11 protein-coding genes are annotated in these 18,413 nt (G+C 65.5%); 3 read left to right on the top strand and 8 right to left on the bottom strand.

Annotated features, from left to right (window positions below; translation table 11 throughout):
• Nucleotides 1-4 precede the first annotated feature (4 nt).
• A complete protein-coding gene (locus AAFO60_RS10525) occupies nt 5-2,509 on the bottom strand; it encodes a hypothetical protein (RefSeq protein WP_347956152.1) in 2,505 nt (834 codons plus the stop codon).
• Nucleotides 2,510-2,582: 73 nt separating this feature from the next.
• Between AAFO60_RS10525 and AAFO60_RS10520 the strand changes: the two genes are divergently transcribed.
• Nucleotides 2,583-3,125 (top strand): hypothetical protein, encoded by a 543-nt coding sequence (locus AAFO60_RS10520; RefSeq protein ID WP_347956151.1) that lies wholly within the window; start codon nt 2,583-2,585, stop codon nt 3,123-3,125.
• Nucleotides 3,126-3,127: 2 nt separating this feature from the next.
• Here the strand turns inward: AAFO60_RS10520 and AAFO60_RS10515 are convergent, their stop codons facing one another.
• From AAFO60_RS10515 to AAFO60_RS10490, 6 genes are all read right to left on the bottom strand, one after another.
• Complete coding sequence (locus AAFO60_RS10515; RefSeq protein ID WP_347956150.1) at nt 3,128-6,217, bottom strand: ATP-binding protein; 3,090 nt, start codon at nt 6,215-6,217, stop codon at nt 3,128-3,130.
• Nucleotides 6,218-6,265: 48 nt separating this feature from the next.
• Complete coding sequence (locus AAFO60_RS10510; protein ID WP_347956149.1) at nt 6,266-6,874, bottom strand: hypothetical protein; 609 nt, start codon at nt 6,872-6,874, stop codon at nt 6,266-6,268.
• Nucleotides 6,875-6,887: 13 nt separating this feature from the next.
• On the bottom strand, nt 6,888-7,211 hold the full coding sequence (locus AAFO60_RS10505; RefSeq protein ID WP_347956148.1) for a TrbC/VirB2 family protein: 324 nt from the start codon (nt 7,209-7,211) through the stop codon (nt 6,888-6,890).
• 94 nt (nt 7,212-7,305) lie between these two features.
• Nucleotides 7,306-9,198, bottom strand: coding sequence for a conjugal transfer protein (locus tag AAFO60_RS10500; protein ID WP_347956147.1), 1,893 nt, complete (start codon nt 9,196-9,198; stop codon nt 7,306-7,308).
• A gap of 255 nt (nt 9,199-9,453) precedes the next feature.
• Nucleotides 9,454-11,373, bottom strand: coding sequence for a hypothetical protein (locus tag AAFO60_RS10495; RefSeq protein ID WP_347956146.1), 1,920 nt, complete (start codon nt 11,371-11,373; stop codon nt 9,454-9,456).
• A complete protein-coding gene (locus tag AAFO60_RS10490; RefSeq protein ID WP_347956145.1) occupies nt 11,370-12,044 on the bottom strand; it encodes a hypothetical protein in 675 nt (224 codons plus the stop codon). Before AAFO60_RS10490 ends, AAFO60_RS10495 begins: the two co-directional genes overlap by 4 nt.
• Before the next feature lie 377 nt (nt 12,045-12,421).
• Between AAFO60_RS10490 and AAFO60_RS10485 the strand changes: the two genes are divergently transcribed.
• Together AAFO60_RS10485 and AAFO60_RS10480 are read left to right on the top strand one after the other, a co-directional pair.
• Complete coding sequence (locus AAFO60_RS10485) at nt 12,422-12,943, top strand: hypothetical protein (RefSeq protein ID WP_347956144.1); 522 nt, start codon at nt 12,422-12,424, stop codon at nt 12,941-12,943.
• 532 nt (nt 12,944-13,475) lie between these two features.
• Nucleotides 13,476-15,737, top strand: coding sequence for a hypothetical protein (locus tag AAFO60_RS10480; RefSeq protein WP_347956143.1), 2,262 nt, complete (start codon nt 13,476-13,478; stop codon nt 15,735-15,737).
• A 20-nt stretch (nt 15,738-15,757) separates the two neighbouring features.
• Here the strand turns inward: AAFO60_RS10480 and AAFO60_RS10475 are convergent, their stop codons facing one another.
• Nucleotides 15,758-17,173, bottom strand: a complete 1,416-nt coding sequence (locus tag AAFO60_RS10475; protein WP_347956142.1) for a hypothetical protein — start codon at nt 17,171-17,173, stop codon at nt 15,758-15,760.
• Nucleotides 17,174-18,413: the final 1,240 nt, after the last annotated feature.

Here is an 18,413-nt window from a genome sequence, read left to right as displayed (position 1 = left end):
CCTGTTACTGCCCGCCGCCGCCACGGCGCTCGATGCGGTGGGCCTTGTACAGCCGGTTCTCGAAGTCCCGGCCCTTTTCCCATTCGGAGAAGCTGCGCGGCCGGTACGTGTTGCCCTTGGCCTGAGCTGCATCGCGGCGAGCATCGGCGCGAGCCTTAAACTCCGGCGACAGGTAGTCGGCGTAGGCGCGGGGCGTCAGGTACGACACCGCCGACTCCACCCTTTCCTTACCGGTCGCGACAGCTCGTTTACCGAACGCGGTCGCTGTCTGCGTCGACTCGCCATCGACCTTCGAGGCGGGCAGTTTCGCTCCCAACGCACGGTCCATCCGGCGTCCGGCACCACGGCCGCGCTGAAGTCCCTGGTGCGCCTTGTCGGCGGCCCAATCGGAGGCGAACGCAGCCGGGCGACGCATCGGGGCACCGACAACGAGCGCGCCGCGCCCGACTGCAGCAGCACCGGAAGCGACCTTCTCGTCAGCCTTGTTGATGCCGGACACGACGCCGGTAGCTGCACGCCGGACCGGCGAGTACCGCGGCGGCGCCGCAACGCCAGCTCCCCCGATGGTGGCCCCCGTCTTCGATCCCGCCGAACCGCCGACCGCGGCGGCCGCAGCAGACGCGGCGACGGTCGCTGAGTCGGGCTTCGGCTTCCGAACCGCCCACGCGCCAGCGCGTCCGGTCCCCCGCACAGTCGCGCCGGTCGTCTTCGCGGCCATCTCTGCCCCCTTGTAGAGGGCAAGGCCGCCAAGCAAGCCTGTGGTGCGGTTTGCTGTGCTTGCCGGGCCTTCGATGGTCGACCCCTTGATCTTCATCGCGTCCTGGATCTTCTTGAACGAACGCATCATTCCGAACATCAGCAGGGCGGTGAACAGAATCTTCAGGCCCATGGCCATACCGGCACCGAAGATGAGTGCCACACCGGCGATCATCGCCAGCGACAGCAGCCCGTATCCGATGCGCTGGAGGAAGGTGGAGACGAAGTCGGCACCGTATTCCTTGAGTGCGCTGGCCCGCCCCGGGAACGACGCGTACATGAGTCGGGGGACGCCGGTGATGAATAGCACCAGGAGCATGAACTGCCACCACAGGGACATCACACTGATCACGCCGACGCCGGCGCCGACGATGAGGCTCGCCACCAGCGCGACGATTGACTGCGTCAGGTGCGGGAACAGTCCCTCTCCGTGGTAGGAGCGGCTGATGCCACCGGCAGCGTTCGCGATCGACGGTTTGTTGCTCTTCTCCAGCAGGACCAGCTGGTTGGCGACGGCATGGTAGGGGTCGCATTGGATCAGGTGCGTGTAGTCACCTTCGTCCTGCATGCACACCTTGCGGGCGGCGTCGAAGCTGGGGCCACCTTCTTGGGCGATGAGGTAGGACCGCATGTCGGCGCAGCCGAGGTAGTTGTTGTAGCAGGGAACGCCCTGACCCTTTGCGTCTGGTTTGGACGTCACCAGGTTCGATTTGCCGCCGATCCGTGGGTCTCCGAATCGGGTGGTCTTCTCCGCGGGGCTGATCTGGTCGTTGCCTGCGCTGCCGAACTGGCCCAGCGCCCACGGCCGGTAGGCGAGGCCTTCAGCCAAGATGCATGAGGAGTACCGCTGTCCTGGAGCTGCCGCGACGTAGGCCTCGTCCTGTCCAGTCGCGGCCGGAACTGGTCGCGGCTGCTTGCACAGCGAGGAGCTGCCGTCCAGATTCAGTGCGCGGAATGAGGCTTCGGCGACTGCGGAGTTCACGCTCGAGGTCGCCGAGTCCAGCATCGACCCGAAGTAGAAGAACCCACTCGAATCGGGGTTCGACCAGTTGGCGACGGTCAGGCCGCTGAACAGCATCGCGCCCACCATGACCGCCAGCGTTGTCCCCCACATATCGCCGACGGCCTCGCGGAAGCCATTTCCGCCGCTGACGGCGCGGACGACTACTGAGATGCCGAGCAGGACGAACATCAAGGCGGCGGCGGGGATGAAGAGGCCGTTGAACAGGGTGTCGACGAGGGGGATGGTTTTGTCGTAGAGGAACTCGAATGGCCTACCCGATTGGGATATTTCCTTGAGGGTGATGATTCCCTGCAGAATGTAGGTGTTCAGGCTCATGATCATGTTTCCGCTGGTCACTGACAGCCACGGCATGATCGAGCACTGTTCGTCTCCGGAGTCGTTCTTCTGCCAGTTGACGAACTTGATGCCGCGCAGCCCGGCGATCTCATACAGCGTGTAGTTGTCCATCGACTGGTTGGCGCCGAGGCGGTCGAACTGGCCGATCTGGTCGGAGTACGACGGTGTCTCATTGACGTTCGAGAAGCCTTTGACCTGGCCGAAGTTCCGCGACGGCAGCATCGATTCCGGTCCGGTGCCTACGCCTTGCTGCGTCAGGTCGGGGCGGGTGAACGAACAGAGCATGTCGTTCTTGATCGACTCCACCATGTCGCCGATACCGAAGATCCCCGACGCTGCTCCGGGCGCACCGAGCGAGACCGTGACGGCTGCGAACACCGCCACCGCGCCCATCCCGACTTTCCGGCCGACGCGGCGCCAGCGACCCTGAGTCGGCTCGGCGTGTCGGGACCGGAAGTACACCCCCGTGATCGCGACGATGAACGTCCCGACCGCGACGAGCGCTGTCCAGTCCGATGTCGGGGCCATCACTCCGACGGGCAGCGCGAGAACAATCGGTGTCTGGCCGAGCGCGACACTCCATCCGGTGTGGACGCCGCGGTGTGGTGCGACGAACACCGCCGCCGTCACGATCAGCAGCATCGGGACCGACAGCATCACCGGCCACGACACCACCGGCAGACCGCTGGCGGCGATCGACAGGAACGCTGCAACGACGACGGCGGTCGCCGACAAGGTCGAGGAGGCGATGACTCCAGCGGTCTGGGGGAACCGTCGCCGGCCGAGGACGATGGCGGCTCCGATGAGGACGAGCACTAGCCAGACAACAGCGACACCCACGCCGGCTTTCGCCCACATCACCTTCAGGATCGCCATCGCGAAGAGCACGCTCGCGGCGCTCTTCCAGTTGGTTGCATCGAGCGCTCGGCGAGTGCGACTGCCGAGGTGTCCGACGGCATCCCACACGCGCGGTGCTGTAGCGATGACTGGCATGTACTGGCCCTTCTGAGGCTAGATGGAGGACGACGCGAACTCGGGGAACTCGAACTGGACGACTTCCGCGGTCGCTTCGTTGAGTCGGTCGCGGACGATGGTGCGGCGGGTGGAGTCGCGGATCTCGGTGAGCAGGGTCCAGTCGCGCGGATCTGACGGTGGGTTCACCGACTGGTACTTGGGCCGCTCAACAGCGTTGGTCTGGGAGGCGGCGAACAGTTCCTTGAACATCTGGTCGACGGCGACGGTCCCGACCCGGCCGTCGCAGTCCTTCATGACGCAGTAGCCCGGCGGGAGTCGCAGTTGTTCGGCGAGTGCATCTTCTTCGACCGACGACATTCGGGCGCCAGATCGCAGCAGGCGCAGCGCGTCCTTGGCTTCCTTGTCGCCTTTCTGCTTGAACACGAAGATCGTTGAGAACTGGTTCTGGTCCGGGTCGGCATCGTCGCCGCGGTCCGCGTTCTCGATCTTGCCGATGTCCAGAGCCTGCTGGCTGATGAAGATGACCCCGAAGTTCCGTGAGCGACCCTGGCGGAGGGCCACGTTGAGCATCTCCGCTCCGGCTTCCATCGCGGTGATCATGTAGCCCTCGTCGACGATGAGGAGTCGGGGGCGAAGTCCCTTGGTCTTCTTGTTCGGGCTAATGGTGTCGCCGGCACCGGAGAATAGCCGTTCCACCTGCCACAGGACTGTGAACATGACCGCGCTGGCGTTGCGGGCACCCGAGTCGGTTTTGATCTTTTCCGGGTCGGTCGGGAGTTTGAAGCCGATCATGGTGATGACTGTGCGGCGGTGGTTGAAGCCACGCAGAGCAGCATCGGTGTCGGGGTTGTCTGAGCCGAACAGGAGTCTTGAGTTGTCGGAGGTCCGCGCCGACTCCAGTCGGTTCTGCACGACCTTGATCTGACCGATCTGCTGCTGCGCCTGCATCTGCGCGACGCGGTCCTCGTCTGAGGCCTTGAACACTTCCTGGTAGTACTCGGCTTGCTCTGCGATGCCGGTGATCAGATCGCCGAGCCTGGGCAGCTCGGGGTCGGGGTCGGTCACCCGCGCTGCTTCGTAGTTCTCGCGGATCTTCGCGAACGCCAGGTCGATGAGGACTCGAGCCCCCGACTGCGGGTCGTAGTCGGCGAAGAGGTGCTCGACCTGGCGGCGAGCGAGCTGCATACCGTCTTCGAAGTCGCCGGTCAGCAGCCACGGATCCATCGAACCGTTGTCGCCGTAGGTCAGTGAGACGATCTTGGTGTCGGCCCAAAAATCGCGGTTGATGGGTTGGAACCGCGAATGCGGCGTTCCGAGGACACCCCGGCGTGCGTCTTCCCTGAAGCCGTCAGCGAGCACTTGGGATCCGAACGAGAGGTAGTACACGAACGCCTCGAAGTCGTTCTTGGGGTCGATGACGACGGTCTGCGCGCCGGATTCGCTGGCCCAGAAGAACAGGGTCAATGCCAATGTCGACTTGCCGTGCCCGGAGGCACCGATGATCGCGGTGCCGGCACCGGAGTCTCGCGCCATCTGAACGAACGGATCGAAGTGGACGATGCTGCCGTTCTCCGATGCGTACCCGATGACGTGTCCGAACCAGCCGCGGATGTCGCCGTGTGCGGTGATGGTCTGGTCGTCGCCGACGGTAGGCGAGGAATCCATCCGTGCCATGGACAGGATGTCCAGGTCCGTGTATCTGGTGCCGACGTCGATGCCTCCGGCGTCGGTGTTCATCACCAGTCGTCCGACGTTGGCCGCACTGCAGTCGCCGGGCAGCTGTTCCTCGACGAGTAAGTACTGGATGTTCTTGCGGCGTTCGAGTTTGCAGAAGTTCTTCATCGCTTCGCGCACGTCCTGCTCGGCGATGTCGAGTAGCTCGAGGGTCGGTGCGGTGATGCTGATCCGCAGTTGTCCGATCAGGCCGGCGGTCGACCTTGTCTCCATACTTTGACGCACCATCTCCGAGACGCCGGCGAGCTCCCCGAACTTGGTGTCGATCAGCGCCGCTTCGGAGCCGTCCTTGGTGCGGTCTTTGACCTCGTCGGCGATGTTGTTGGTGGCTTTCAGGATCTGCTTGCGGAACAGGGCCTCAGAGACCATCGCGTATCGCCAGGAGATCTCCGGTGGGTTCGGCAGTCCCGACAGGGTTCGCGCCCACGCGTTCCAGTAGTCGAAGGGGATCGTGATCTCGGAGGTTGAGACGGTCAGGACTGCGGTGTAGCTGGAAGCTGGTTCATCTTCGCTGGTCGGGTTCGGGTCGTTGACCTGGACTGCGGCCTGACTCTTCAGGTTGAACCCATCGAAGTCCGCGATCTGATCGAACCAACTGTTACGAGCAAATCGGGTCCGCGAATAGTCGCGGTCCAGATCAACAGGGAACGTCCCTGACAGTGGCTTGCGGATGAGCCAGGCCAGCTCAGCGCGGGACATCGGCGCCGAGTATTCAGCCATCCGCTGGATCACTTCTTGGGCGAGCTGGCGGTACTTACGGAGCTCGGCGGTGGAGAAGACTTCGTCGGACAGTTCGTCGTCGGCGTCGACGATGGCCGCCAGCGGGTCAATGCGGCGGGGCGCGGTTTGGTCACCGAGCCGGATCAGCAGGTAGTGGGCGCGTTCGGGGGCTGCATCGGCAATGTGCGGCTGGACCTGCTCGTCGATCAGTTCGGTGAACAGGCTGCTCGGATCCCACTGGGACTGGTGGTAGCTGCTCTGCCATTCGGCCGTGTCCGGCGGCCGGTTGCGGACCAGTTCGTGGCACTGGACGCGGACCTCGCGTTTGGGGTCCTTGTTCGTGAAGTAGTTCAGGAGCGCCTGACGAGCCTCGGTGGTGCGCGCGATCGTCGATTCCTGCTCGGCTTCGGTGTCGAACTCGTCGGTCGTCGACGCCATCTTGACGCCTGTCCACACTCCGCCGTCCTTGATGAACCAGAACGGGAACTCCTCGCAGTACCGGTAGCCGAGGCGGCGGTTATCGGAAACTTCCTTGACCTTGAGGTCCTTGGCGCGACTGTTCGGCGAGGACGGGTCTTCGGCGAAGACGCCCTTCTTGGCGATCTTGAGGTACGCGGCTGCACCTCCCGTAGGCAGCAAGATCACGACGAGCAGAATGATCAGGATCCCCATGAGGTGTCTTCCTTTCGGTTCTCGAGCAGTGAGCGGTGAAGTATCAGGTCAGGCCATCGGCTTGGCGAGGTATTCCATCCAGTCCGCGTAGATGTACTGGTCGTCTTCGACGCCGAACTCGACTCCGGCCGGGCGTGGTCGGTAGGCAGTGCGGTTGGGGATTGCGGCGCTGGCGAGCATGTGTGCCGGGTCGCCGCGCTTGACGATGACGAGCCACCGCAGCGTCGTCGGGTAGTTGTCGGCCGCAGCATGTTTGCGTCCGACGAGCTCGGACAGGACGTTGCTCGATCTGACGGTCGGGAGACCTCCGCTGATCCGGACCGGCGCGTTTCGCCGAACAGTGATCGCCATCAGCACACGCCCCCAAGGGGCCTGCGAGTCAGTCGTCTCGCGCGAGAACCACAGGTAGGTGCCGATGGCGGCGAGGAGTGCCGGAATGATGGCGAAGAAGACCGTGATGCCCGTAATGAAGAACACGACAGCGAAACCGACACCCACGATGACTGCCGGTACTGATGCCACCGCTGCCGACTGTAAGTCGATACCGTTGATCTTCGACAGCGACAGGTCGCCGATCGTGAACTGTTTTCCGCGGTGCTTGACGATCGGTGTGTAGTCGAGTGCGTACGGCCGCTGGGCGCCGTTGTCTTCCACCATCAGGTCACCCGAGTTAGTTCACGCCGCTGGTGTTCGACGACGGCGACTTTGTCACCTGCTCGCCGGTGCCGACGGCGACACCACCGAAGAATGTCGCCCCGCCGACGAGGACACCACCCAGGATGATGATGCCGATCTTCGCGAAGTTGCTTCGGAGGTTCTGGCCGGAGCCGAATGCTCCGAACATCACCGAGATGCCGACACCGACGATGACCAAGACGATGATCGCGACACCGACAGTCTTCAGCAGGCTGGTGGTGTTGTTGATCATGTTGACGAGGCTGTCGACGCCTGCCGCGGTGTTGGTGACGGTTTCGGCCACGTAGATTGCGTTCATTTCTTCCTCCAACTGGTGGTGGGTTGGTTCTCCGGGTTTCCAGAGAGTTCTTGGGGGCGCGGTAGCGCGTTAGCCGGGTCGAGCCGCGGTCTGGTCATGGCTCCACCGAGGCTGACGGCGCCAATTGGTTCTCCACCGACGGTGTCGTGGACGTGGTCGACTCCTCGACGGGGCCGCCGGTCGCGTCGGGAGCTATCCCAGCAATCCCTGGCTCCTGTCCGCTGCCGGCGGAGTCGGTGTTGGCGCTGGTAGCTCTGGAGTTGACGGCGCCGCCGCCGATGTCGGCGACTGCCCACTTGCCCGAGGACTTGACGACGTTGATGCGGTAGCCGACGGTCTGCTTCGAGTCGGGAAGGTCCGCCACGGAGGCGGGCACCGTCCAGGTCACGGTGACAACCATGGTTGCGGTGTCGCCGTCACTGTAGGTGCCGGGCTGCCCGTCCCCCGGAGCTGACGGCGAGTACGCGAGGGTCGATTGGATCTCGGGATTCTTCACCGTTCCGCGGAGTCCGCGTTTGGCGTTGGCGGTGGCGTTCGGGGCGACAGCGAGGTCGATCTGGGTTCGGTTCGAGGCAGCCCATGCGCTCAGGAACGGTTCGACTAGGTTGGTTTGCAGGTCTGCTGCCAGTGCTGTGTCGGTTCCCATTTCCGGGTCGTATTCCTGCGGGGTGGTGACCTTCATGCCCGGCGTGTAGCCGATGTCGCCGATCACCGACATGTTGTTGGATGTCGCTGTTGATTGCACCCACACCGGAACGGTGTATGTCGCGAACTGTCCAGGGCGGGTGGAGACCAGAAAGTCCAGGTAGGCGCCGGTGCCGGAGTCGAAGCTTCCCTCGATCGGCTGAAATCGGCCGGTGAAGGCCACTGACTGCGGGGTCTGCTGCTCTCCTCCGTCGGTCCACCCGCAGCTGGGGGATGCGCCGCCGGTTGACATCTGCGCGAGGAGTGCGGCCCGGGCCTTCATCTGATTCCGGTCGCCGTGTGTCAGGCACGTCGTCAGGTACTGTTCGCCGAACGCCGACATCGCGGATACCGGCAGTTGGCTGAGTCGGTAGAGGGCGGCTTCCTCTGCGCTGACGACGCCTTGGGCGGGGACTGCGCCGCGGCCCCATAGGGTTCCGATCAAAGCGCCGCCGACGAAGACCACTACGGCGGCGGACGCCGCGAACACCATCCGACGATTGCCCTTGGTCTTCTCGGTGACGACGCCGACGGGTTTGCCGATCGCCGGGACCGCGAAGTGTTCGACGGGCACACCGTTCTCGTCGTAGAGGGGCGGCAGGTCATCGGCGAGGGGTTCGGTGGTTTCGCCGCCGGACCTGACGAGGTTCTTCAGCTTCCCGACGAACGCCTTGGACTGCCCTGTGCGGAGGTCGGTTCCTTTGCTGTTGACGTAGATGAAATCGCCGACGTCGTCGGTGAAGATGTTGCCGTCCTCGTCGATGGCAACGTGGCCGCTGCCCTCGTTCGCCCAATGGTGGAAGTTCCGGCGGCCCCTCTTATCGAGGTTGTAGTCGTCCTCGGACGGCAGGTAGACGTACTCCGCGACCGCGGCTCCGTCGTCGTAGGTGTCGTCGACGAGATCGGCGGGGTCGGCGAGCACTTCGTCGAAGCCGGGGTCGCTCGCGGCGTCGTCGACGGGATCGGCGGCTTGTTCTGGCGTTGGCGGTGCTGTGGCCGGCGCCGAGGCCGGGGTGGCGGTCGGAGCCGAGTCGGATGCTCGGTGCCGGGCTCCGAGATCGATCGACGGCAGCGGCACGGTGCGGGCCGCCCGGCGGCGGTGCAGCTCGGCGGCAGCCCTGTTGACCGGGTAGTCGCGCAGCAGATCGATCCATTCGATGAGATCGGCGTCGGTGCCGGGTGGGGCTGCGGCGGCTCTGCTCAGCGGCGCGACCTGATCGACGTAGATCCCGCACCGCGAGCTGGAACCGTCGCCGAGCGGCGCCGGCCGCAGAGCGAGCGGGGCAGCTTCGGGAGCTGACAATGCGTCTCCTCTTCCAATGGCTGCGCCTGCGTCACGGCGAGGTACAGCGGGGTCGTACAGGTGTGGCTTCGAATGTGATCCCGAGTCTAGGGCACATGTTTCCCCGACTCCTTGACCTCATTTGCGCAGGTGAGGGCGTTGCGTTTCGCTGTCGTGCGAATCTTGGATTCGCGGTCGGAGACTCCGAATTGTTGGACGGTCGACGGTTGCGTCCCGCGCGTCACCGAGTCGCGATTCCGCTGACGGCGCCGTCGATCAGAACTGAGGGAGTCCGGTGTCGCCGTCGTTGTCGCCGCCGAACGGCGAGCTGGACTGGGCGAACGGGTTGGCGTCCGGCGGCGGCTCACTCAGTGGCGGTTCGTCATCGAACGGCGGGACCGGTTCGCTGCCCCACGGGCTGTCCTCCGCGACCTGGCTCCCCGGCTCTGGTTCGGGTGGCGCCTCGAAGTACTCGGCGTCGGACAGGACATCGCCGACGCTCGCGACGCCTTCCAGCCGGGCGGTGTTGAGCTTCTCCAGGTCTTGGAACAACGGCGAGTCGTAGCGGGCGCGCAGCCGTTTGATCGTCGCCTGTTTGGCGGCCTCGGCCGACCTCGCGGCTGCTGCCGGATCTGCGAATGGTTTGTAGCCGAGCTCGGGGCCGTCGACGGGCACCATCTGGATGACCTCAGACCAGTTGTTCGGACCTTCGGGTCCGCAGGTGTGGACCGCAGTCAGCTTGGGCGACTTGGTGATCCACAGCATCTCGCGGATGTCGTCGTCGTCTTCGGAACGGAGTTCCTTCGTGCTGCCGTACGGGACGCGTGGCAGTGGCTTGGCATCGGTCATCACCGATTTCGCCTTCTTGGCGCCGATGAACAGGTTGAGCCGGTTGTTCTTGACTTCGACCGATTCGCGGGGGACCTGCTTGGTGACCGCCCCTGAGAAGTCGCAGAAGTCCCGGTCATCGGGGTCGGCACCCATCTGCAGTGTGATCAGGTCGTTGAGGAGTCCGACGATCCGCTGCAGGTAGACGTCGCCGATCTTGCGGATGTCGGCGAGGGACTGGGAGCTGATGATGGGGCGGATACCGACGTCGGCGGACTTGTTGAGCAGACCGATGAGCGCTTCTGCGGACGCGGCGTCGGCGGCCGAGCCGAGTTCCTCGAGTTGGAGGATGACCGGTGGCCAGGGTGTCTGATCGGCGGCCGTTCGCGCCATGTGCGAGGTGTACTCGCGCAAGGTCGACACCGTGTTTTGCAGGTCCAGCAGGATCATGGCGTTGAGCATCGTCGCCTCCTGGTGGTAGTCGGCGGCCGACAGGTCGAACAGGATGATCTCGCCGCGGACGATCGCTCGCAGAAGATCGATGCGCATGCCGGGTGCGGCGCCGGGACTGAGGGACTGAGGGAAGAACGCGGACGAATTGATGAACGAGGCGGTGATCGAGCGGGTGTCGGCCACGGCCGAGGACATGATCGACGACTTGTTCTTGGCGTCCTCGGCGATCGTGCGCGCGCGGGACTGGAACTGCTCGACCATGGTCTGCGCATCGCTCGGATGCATGTGCGGGTGGTGGTTGCGGACCATGTCGACGTTCAGCCAGCCGGCGACCCGCCCGAAGGTCTCCATGTCGAGCATTTCGAGAAGGACCTGCATCGATCGCTTCTTAGTGCGCGTGACCTGTCCGTCGGGGCGGTGGGTGGTCGCGTAGTCGAATCCGGTGAGTCGCGCGAGATCCCAAGCCAGGCCAGCCATTTCCATGGCGGTGCGGCGGTAGACGTCGGAGGTGTCGCTGTGGACGACCGAGTCGATGAGCATGCGCGCTCGGACTGCGCCTGATCCGCGTTCGAGGGGGTCGTAGTGGCAGGGCGCTGGCGGCTCGTAGGGGTGCAGCTGCTGGAAGTGCGGCCCTTTGGAGGCCATCGAGAAGTGGAGGAAGTCCTTCCCCATTCGCTCGGCGTCGCGGGCCTTCTCGGCGACGAAGGCGGGATCGGGCTTGTTGTTGATAATGATCTGGCCGCTGCCGAGCTCGATCGACTGTTGACGGGCGAGGGAGTTCGCCAGGCGGGTCTTGCCGGTGCGGGTGGTCCCGAGGATGAGGATCGTTTTCGCCAGATTCCGCATCTCCTGCTGGACGGGGTGGCCGTACTTGCCGGTGCCGAACGTCGCGACCGGAGTGTTGCGTCGACTCACTGCTGCTCCTCCTGCATCGCGGGTGTGGCGCCAGCTTCGATGCCTGCGCCTGGATCGTGTTCGTCCACAGAGTTCGGCGGCCAGTTCGTCAGGTAGTGGCCGGCCGCGATCTTCTTGCGTTCGCGGTCATTTCGAGCGCGGTCGAGCACGCCGACGGGCCGCTGGTTGCTGTGGGTTTCGCCTTCGATCTGTCCTCGCTGCTCTCGAGCCAGTCGTCGGTAGCGGACGATCGCTGCCGTGGTCAGGAAGGCCAGGGGTGCGCTCGCTACCAGCTGCGCGAGGACCGAGGTGAGGGGTTGGCCGGCGAATCCGGCCGCGACGGTGAGCGCGGTGGCCGGCATCTGGTTGGGGTCGGGCAGGAACCGTGAGAAGAGCAGCCCGACTTGCGCGAGATTCCAGCCAGCCCAACCGGTTGTGCCGCCGGCGGCGATCAGGCCCACGAGGAAAGACGCGGCGCCCCAGATCAGGTACCAGCGTCCGCGGACACGGCGCTCTTCGTGGATGAAGACGCCGATGGCGGTGACCAGGAGGTAGCCGGGCAGCAGCACGATCGCCAGCAGCAGCGTAATCGTCAGTGCGAGAACGCTCCTGCCGCCTGCTCGTCTGCCGCTGCGTCTGGTCTTCGGCTCTGACTTTTCGTCGTCTTGCTCTGGTGCGGAGAGCAGTCCCACGGGGCCTCCCATGTGGCTTCGAATGGTGATGCCCGATTATGCAAAGCGAGTTTCCCGGAGACTTTCGGGAGCTACTTGTCACAGAAAGTGGGGTGCGGCGGCGTGTCGTGCCGCGTCCTCGCCGCCGATCGCCGTAGCTTCAAACACAGCAGATTCGTTGACACGCAGTCACTGAATCATTGCGAGATCGCGAGATCGTCAAGTACGCTTCGAGCACCTTCGAAGCCACACCAAAATTAGGACCTGTCATGTCGACTACTGTGTTCGGCCGACCCACCAAGGGTCGTCGCCCCATGTCTCGTCTGTCGATCCACGCTTCGAATCTCCCGGCCATCGCCAAGCTCTGCAGCCGACACAACCGTATCCGCACAGAGATCGTGGCCGCACTGCTTGTGGTCGGTTTGGACCACCCCGACGAACTCGTCACCGCAATGCGCGAATGGTCACGCCGGCCTGTCGATCTGCCCCCGGAGTACGACGCCATCCCGGCAACTCCCGACGAGGACGTCGACGCCTCCAGCATCCGAGTCCGGCTCACCGAGCTGCACCACAACGCTGTCGAGGAGTACCTGGCCGGACCGCAGCTGCGGTCGGCGCTCGTCTGGGTCGGCCTTCACCACGTCGACGAACTGCCGAAGGTGCTCACCGAGATCGACATCCTTCAGCAGCGCATGTCGACCGGCGGATCCCTCGGCGATTTCTACGTCGACACCATCGCCGAGTTCTGCGGCGACAATCCTCCCTCGCCGGGCGAGGCCCTGCGCGCGATCCGCCAGCTGCGTGCCGGCGAGTCAGCTGCCAAGGTCGCCAAGGCGACCGGCCTGCCCCGAAAGCTCCTCGCCGCGATGTCGGTCGAGGCCATTTCCGCGATCGACGGGAGGCTGCCACTGACTGGATAGAGCATCGAGTGCTTCATGTCGTACACCCAAACGGCATGGACCGCACCCCGCGCACGCGTCGACTGTGATTGACCGCAGACGGGCCGCAGCAGCACACAGAGGAAAGCTCTTTCGCTGACCGGGAGTCGGGACCGCCAATCCCGCAAACAGACCCCCAGAAACGCGAAAGAGCGGTTCTCGGAGAAATCCGAGAACCGCCCAAAAAGATCTAGTTTCGCCGCCAGATCCAGCTTCGCCCAGGTGCTGCAAGGCCCACCAGTGGTCAGTCACGTGAGACACGTGCACAGGTGTAGGGACATTCAGTTTGGGGTGATCACCGAATCGGCCGGCCAAGGCTGATACGGCGGTCGTTTGCGTCTCCTCGAAGGGATCCGCAGATGCCAGGGTACCCCCTTGTCTTCTCACGGGTCCAGTTCTTGGCACCCTCCGTGTGTCATCAACTGACCCACCAGCCTCACCCGTCACACCCGTCTCGTTCGACGTGGTGGTCTTCATCGCAGTCGCCGGCCGTTCGCACGGCCACAGGAACGCGATGACAACCGCCACCCCACGCACCGACCACACCGCGGCTGAACGGACGCAGCTGTTCACCATCGGCTGCGCCTGGTCCAGCCACCCCGGCCGCTACCGGATCGATCCGACTTGCGAGCACCGCTACCGCACCGCACGGCGCGCGATCCCCGGCACTCCGGCACCGAACGTCCCGTGGGCAATCCTGACGACCGACGGCCACCTCCGCACCGTCCTCGCGGCCGACTTCGACGGCAGCAAAGGCGGCGACCCTATCGCCGACGCGACCGCCTTCAGCGCCCTCCTCTCGACGCTCGGATGCCCGCACCTGGTCAGCCGATCATCCCGCGACGACAACGGCCACGACAGCCGCAACCGCCATGTCCTCGTTCTCCTGCACACCCCGTGGAACAAGCGCACCAGCGCTGTCATCACGGCCTGGATGAGCCGGACCTTCCCCACCTTCGACGCGACGCCGATGGCACACTCACGGACCGCCGCGATCCGCTTCCCCGGTGCCCCGCACCGCGGTGGCGGCGCCGCCGAGCTCGCCACGATCAGTGCACCCGCCGGCACCGACCCCGCCGGCGTTCTCACCGGCGCAGTGCGCGCACCAGCAGACCTCCACACTCGTCTGCTCGACGTCGCAGCCACCGCCGCCACCACCACTCCCGCGCAGCTCGCCACGCCGACCGACGCCCGCGTGATCGACTCCCCCGCCGTCCTCGACCTTCTCGTCCGGTCCGCGGCCGACGTCCTCGAGGACCGGTCCGGAGTCCTCCAGCCCGCCGAATCCCGCCCCGAACTCGCCGTCGTCACCCCCGCGCCGCACGCTCCCGCACCGGCCCCGAATCCGCCCACGAACGCCGACAGCAGCTCCCCGCAGCCGCCAGTCACGGATCCGTTGACGTTGCCAGTCCGCGACCCCGCCGCGAGAATCGGCGTGTCCCAATGGGCGCCGCGACGTGACGACCCCACGTCCCTGTACCCGGTCTCCTGGTACACCCGCCGCTGGACCATCAACGCCGTCAGACCCTCCTCCCGCGCGGCGACACAACCATCACCGGCTACCCGAACCATGCCGGCGTCGGACATCGAAGCTCGACTGCAGGCGCTTCCCGCTGCCGTCCAAAGCCTTCTCCATCAGCGCGGCGATCTTCCGCCCGGCACCGCGTCCGGCCCTCAGCACGGCACCCTGATGAGCCTGGCCGCACGCGACTGGACAGCCGATCAGGTCGTCGAGTTGGCGCTGCACACCCAGTCAGCGGCGTTCACTCACTCCCGGCGCAGCGTCGTTTACGGTCGTCCCATCCCGCGCAGCGAACGCGACTTCACCGACCACCTACGCCGCCAGTTCGCGCACGCGCAGACCTCCCTGACACGACGCGCCAACACTCACACCGCGCCCGAGCATCGCGCCGCGATCGCCGACCTCGCAGCCCTCGTCGTTCAGGTCCTGGCGGCCGCCGACGCCGACCCGCGCCTGCAGTTCGACCGCTACACGCAGACCCTGCGCCGCGTCCTCGAAGCGCACCTGCTCACCGCTCTCTCGGCAGCCGCCACCCAGTACCGGTGCGGTAGCCGAGACCTCGCGCGCATCGCTGGGCTGCGGTCGCCTCAGACCGCGGCCACGGCCACCCGAGCCCTCACCGCATGGGGCTATCTGACCCTCGTGGAGGAGTCCCGCGGCACCCTCGCCAACCGGTATGAGCTGCGGGTTCCAAAGGATTGGACACAAGGGGAACCCGCCCCCCAGGCAGCGCCCACCCGCAGCAATCTCGGGACTCTCCTGGCTGCCCGCTGCGGGCACTTCCAGCACGACGTGTGGCTCTCCCGGACGCTCGGCGCCGACGCTGCACTCCTGCTGCTGCACCTCGGGCACCTAGAGACCCCGGCTTCAGAACTCCCGGCCGCGACGGGTCTGGCGCCGTCTCGGATCGCGGCGCTGACCGTGCGTCTGCAGTCCGTGGGACTGCTCGATGAGGCGGGAAACGTCGTGCTCACGCAGTCTGCGTACGAGGGCGCAGCGCACGCAACTGCCTCGGCTGGGGCGTGGTCGAAGGTGCTCCGGCACTGGGAGATCGCCCGACTGCGGTGGGAATGGTGGTGCGCGGAAAGTGAGTTCCTGCGCGCACCCCGCGACAGCAAACACCAGCGCTACGTCAGCTCAGTGCTGGACCGCCGTGGCCGCTACCCGCGCACCACAGATGGCAACGGAGACCACCACGCAGCAGCCGTCGCAGTCGCCGCGACCCTGCCCCAACTGATCGAGGAGGCACGATGACCACCCCAACGAGCTACCCGTCAGCGGGAGTGCCGGCCGCGGCGACCAAGCGGACTACCAACAACGTCTTCGGCGGTAAGACAACGGTCGAAGTTCGACAGATCGTCACTGCCCGCAGGGACCATCAGCCACCGCGCGAACGTCAGAATCCCACGCCGGGACGGCTCAACACTGTCGTGCCACACCTCGCGCCACAGTCGCCAACGCTTGTAGGAACAGCGGTACGCGGCCGGCAGAATCCGTTGGTCGAGGGCGTACTGCACACCGAAATCATCAGCGGTGACTTCCTCCACGTGCATCGGCAGATCCGGGTGCTGACGCGCCCAGTTCACACCCTGGTACTCGTCGGGCATGGCCTTAGCGATGTGACCATTCGAGTAGCGTCCGGTCACCGGATTCAGACGCCCACGCAGCAGGCTCATCGACTCGGGAACGCACAGCCAACGAACCTGACGGAACTGTCGACGAGCGAGCACGAGCTGCTTCTTCTTCTGCTGCTGACCGGTCGCCGGATCAGTGCGCGTCACGATCGTCGTTCGGTACCCGCCCTGACCGTCCGGGACCAGACGAGCGACCGCGGCCGCGTAGCCGGACACGATGGCACCGAGCCGGTAACTGGACTTCGCAGCGATCTCGACTTCGAACGCAACGAGCTCACCGTTCGCGAGCACCTGCACGAAGTCCGGGTAGCGGACGCTCGCCGGCTGACGAGTGTCGAGCGGCTGCTTCACGCTCGGGTAAGCGGCAGCCACGAACGTCTCATCGGGAGTCAGCGGACGCTCAGCAACACCAGGAACCTCGGGACCCGAACGCCACACACGGCCGGCGCGAATACCAGGCTCGTAGCCGTCACTACTGAACTTGCCACCGACGGCCGGGGACGCCAGAAACTCACGAACAGCATCGGGGTCCTGCCCATCGAGCAGCCGAATCTGCCGTTCGGTCAGCACCCGGAAACCCTGCGACTGAGCCACGAGAATCCGATCCGCGACCAGAGCAGCATGCAGGAGATTGTCCGGCGGCGACAGGTGACGATTGGCGAGCTTCTCGAACATGCTCGGCAACGCCATCAAGCCAACGCTCTGACCGGCGCGGGTCGGAGTCAAGACCATGCCAGCCCAGTCCGCGACGCCGTCATCCCGGTTCAGCAGACCGGCATCGACCATCTTCGTCACTCGCTGGGAAGCCGTCGACTCCTTGCCGCCGTAGAACCACTTCGCGGCCTGACGGAACAGCACCATGCCATGCAGGGTCACGAACTCCAGCAGCTGCTCATCGCGCGCAGTGCGAACCCAACCGTGCCCCTTGCGCCGCTCCCCCGACCGCGGACCCAACGCCCGAGCCGCAGCACGATTGCCACGCTCGCGATGCCAACGCGTGAACTGAACCTCCACCGCCGCAGCATCAACCAGGTCCTTCGGAACCACCTCCGCCACCGCGCACCCTCCCAACTGTCACGTCATTACCAAAGTCATTTACCACAATGACTACACTCCATACAAGCCAAACGCGACAACCAGCGATAACAATCCAGATACGTCACTGAAACTCATCCAAACTTTTCCCGACTCTCGCACTAGCCCACACAACACACACACCACCTCATTGAAAGCGTCTCCGGAAGGTGTGTGTGCTGCGTGGTCTAGTGCTCGCCGCCGTGATCGACAGGAGTGGACACCCACTCCCGGACGGGGGCACGGAGGAATCGACCTATTCGGCCGATCCCTCCGCACCCCCGTCCGGGAGGTCCACGGACCTGTCGATCACGGCGGTGCCGGGGGCGTCCCTGCGCTACCGGACCCACGTCTCACCAGTCACCACTGGTGGTGGTCCGGTAGGGGACGCCCCCGGCCGCGACTCTCGCTGCGAGCAGTCAGGTGCCGCGCCAACCGACCGCGTCACACGGTGGTGTCGGGTCCGCCCTTCGGGCCTGGACCCTCAGCGGGGTGCCCGGGTGGCCGACCCGCGGGTGGTCGACGTCGATGCCGCCGTCGTTGTTGCCGTCGTCGCCGTCTGCCGGCCCCAGCAGTGCTGGGTGCCGACGCCGACCGCGCCGCGACCAACAGCTGAGCCTCCAGGCCCGAAGGGCGGAGGCGGACCGCACCCCACGCCAAGGGTCCGAGGCCGGAGGCCGGACCCGGAGGTGACCACACGCCGCGAAGCGTCCGGCGCCCGAAGGGTGGCGGATCCCGGACACCTGCAGACCGGCCAGCAGCTCCAGCCGCAGGAGCGGGGCAGCACCGAACAGCCGGGATGCCTGACAGCACCCCGGAACACCGGCCCCGCCGGAGGTCGACCACGACGCCAACAACGACGCCCACAACCGAAGGCGACAACCAGAAGGCGACCAACAACCAAGCCTCCAGGCCCGAAGGGCGGAGGCGAACCGCCACACACCCGCCAAGGGTCCAGGGCCGAAGGCCGGACCCGCCGTAAGCACAGCGCGGCCGAAGGTGAGGGGTGGGTGAGTAGGGGGGTGAGGTGGTGGGTGAGTAGGGAGGTAGGTGCGGTTCAAAGATGGAGCGCTGAGCGCCGCGCGTAGCGCGGCGCTCACCGCACGAAGAGCATTCACTGCATCGCCCGTGAGGGCGGCCGGCACCGAAGGTGTCGGCGCGGTTTCCGCTGCACAGCGGTGGGTGCCTGGCGCGGGCTTTTGTAGTGGTTATGAATGCGCGG

The sequence above is a fragment of the Gordonia aichiensis genome, from assembly GCF_039946255.1.
Classification (GTDB): Bacteria; Actinomycetota; Actinomycetes; order Mycobacteriales; family Mycobacteriaceae; genus Gordonia; species Gordonia aichiensis_A.
The sequence above is the reverse complement of the archived record's forward strand: the minus strand, read 5'-3'. Positions and strand labels throughout refer to the sequence as shown.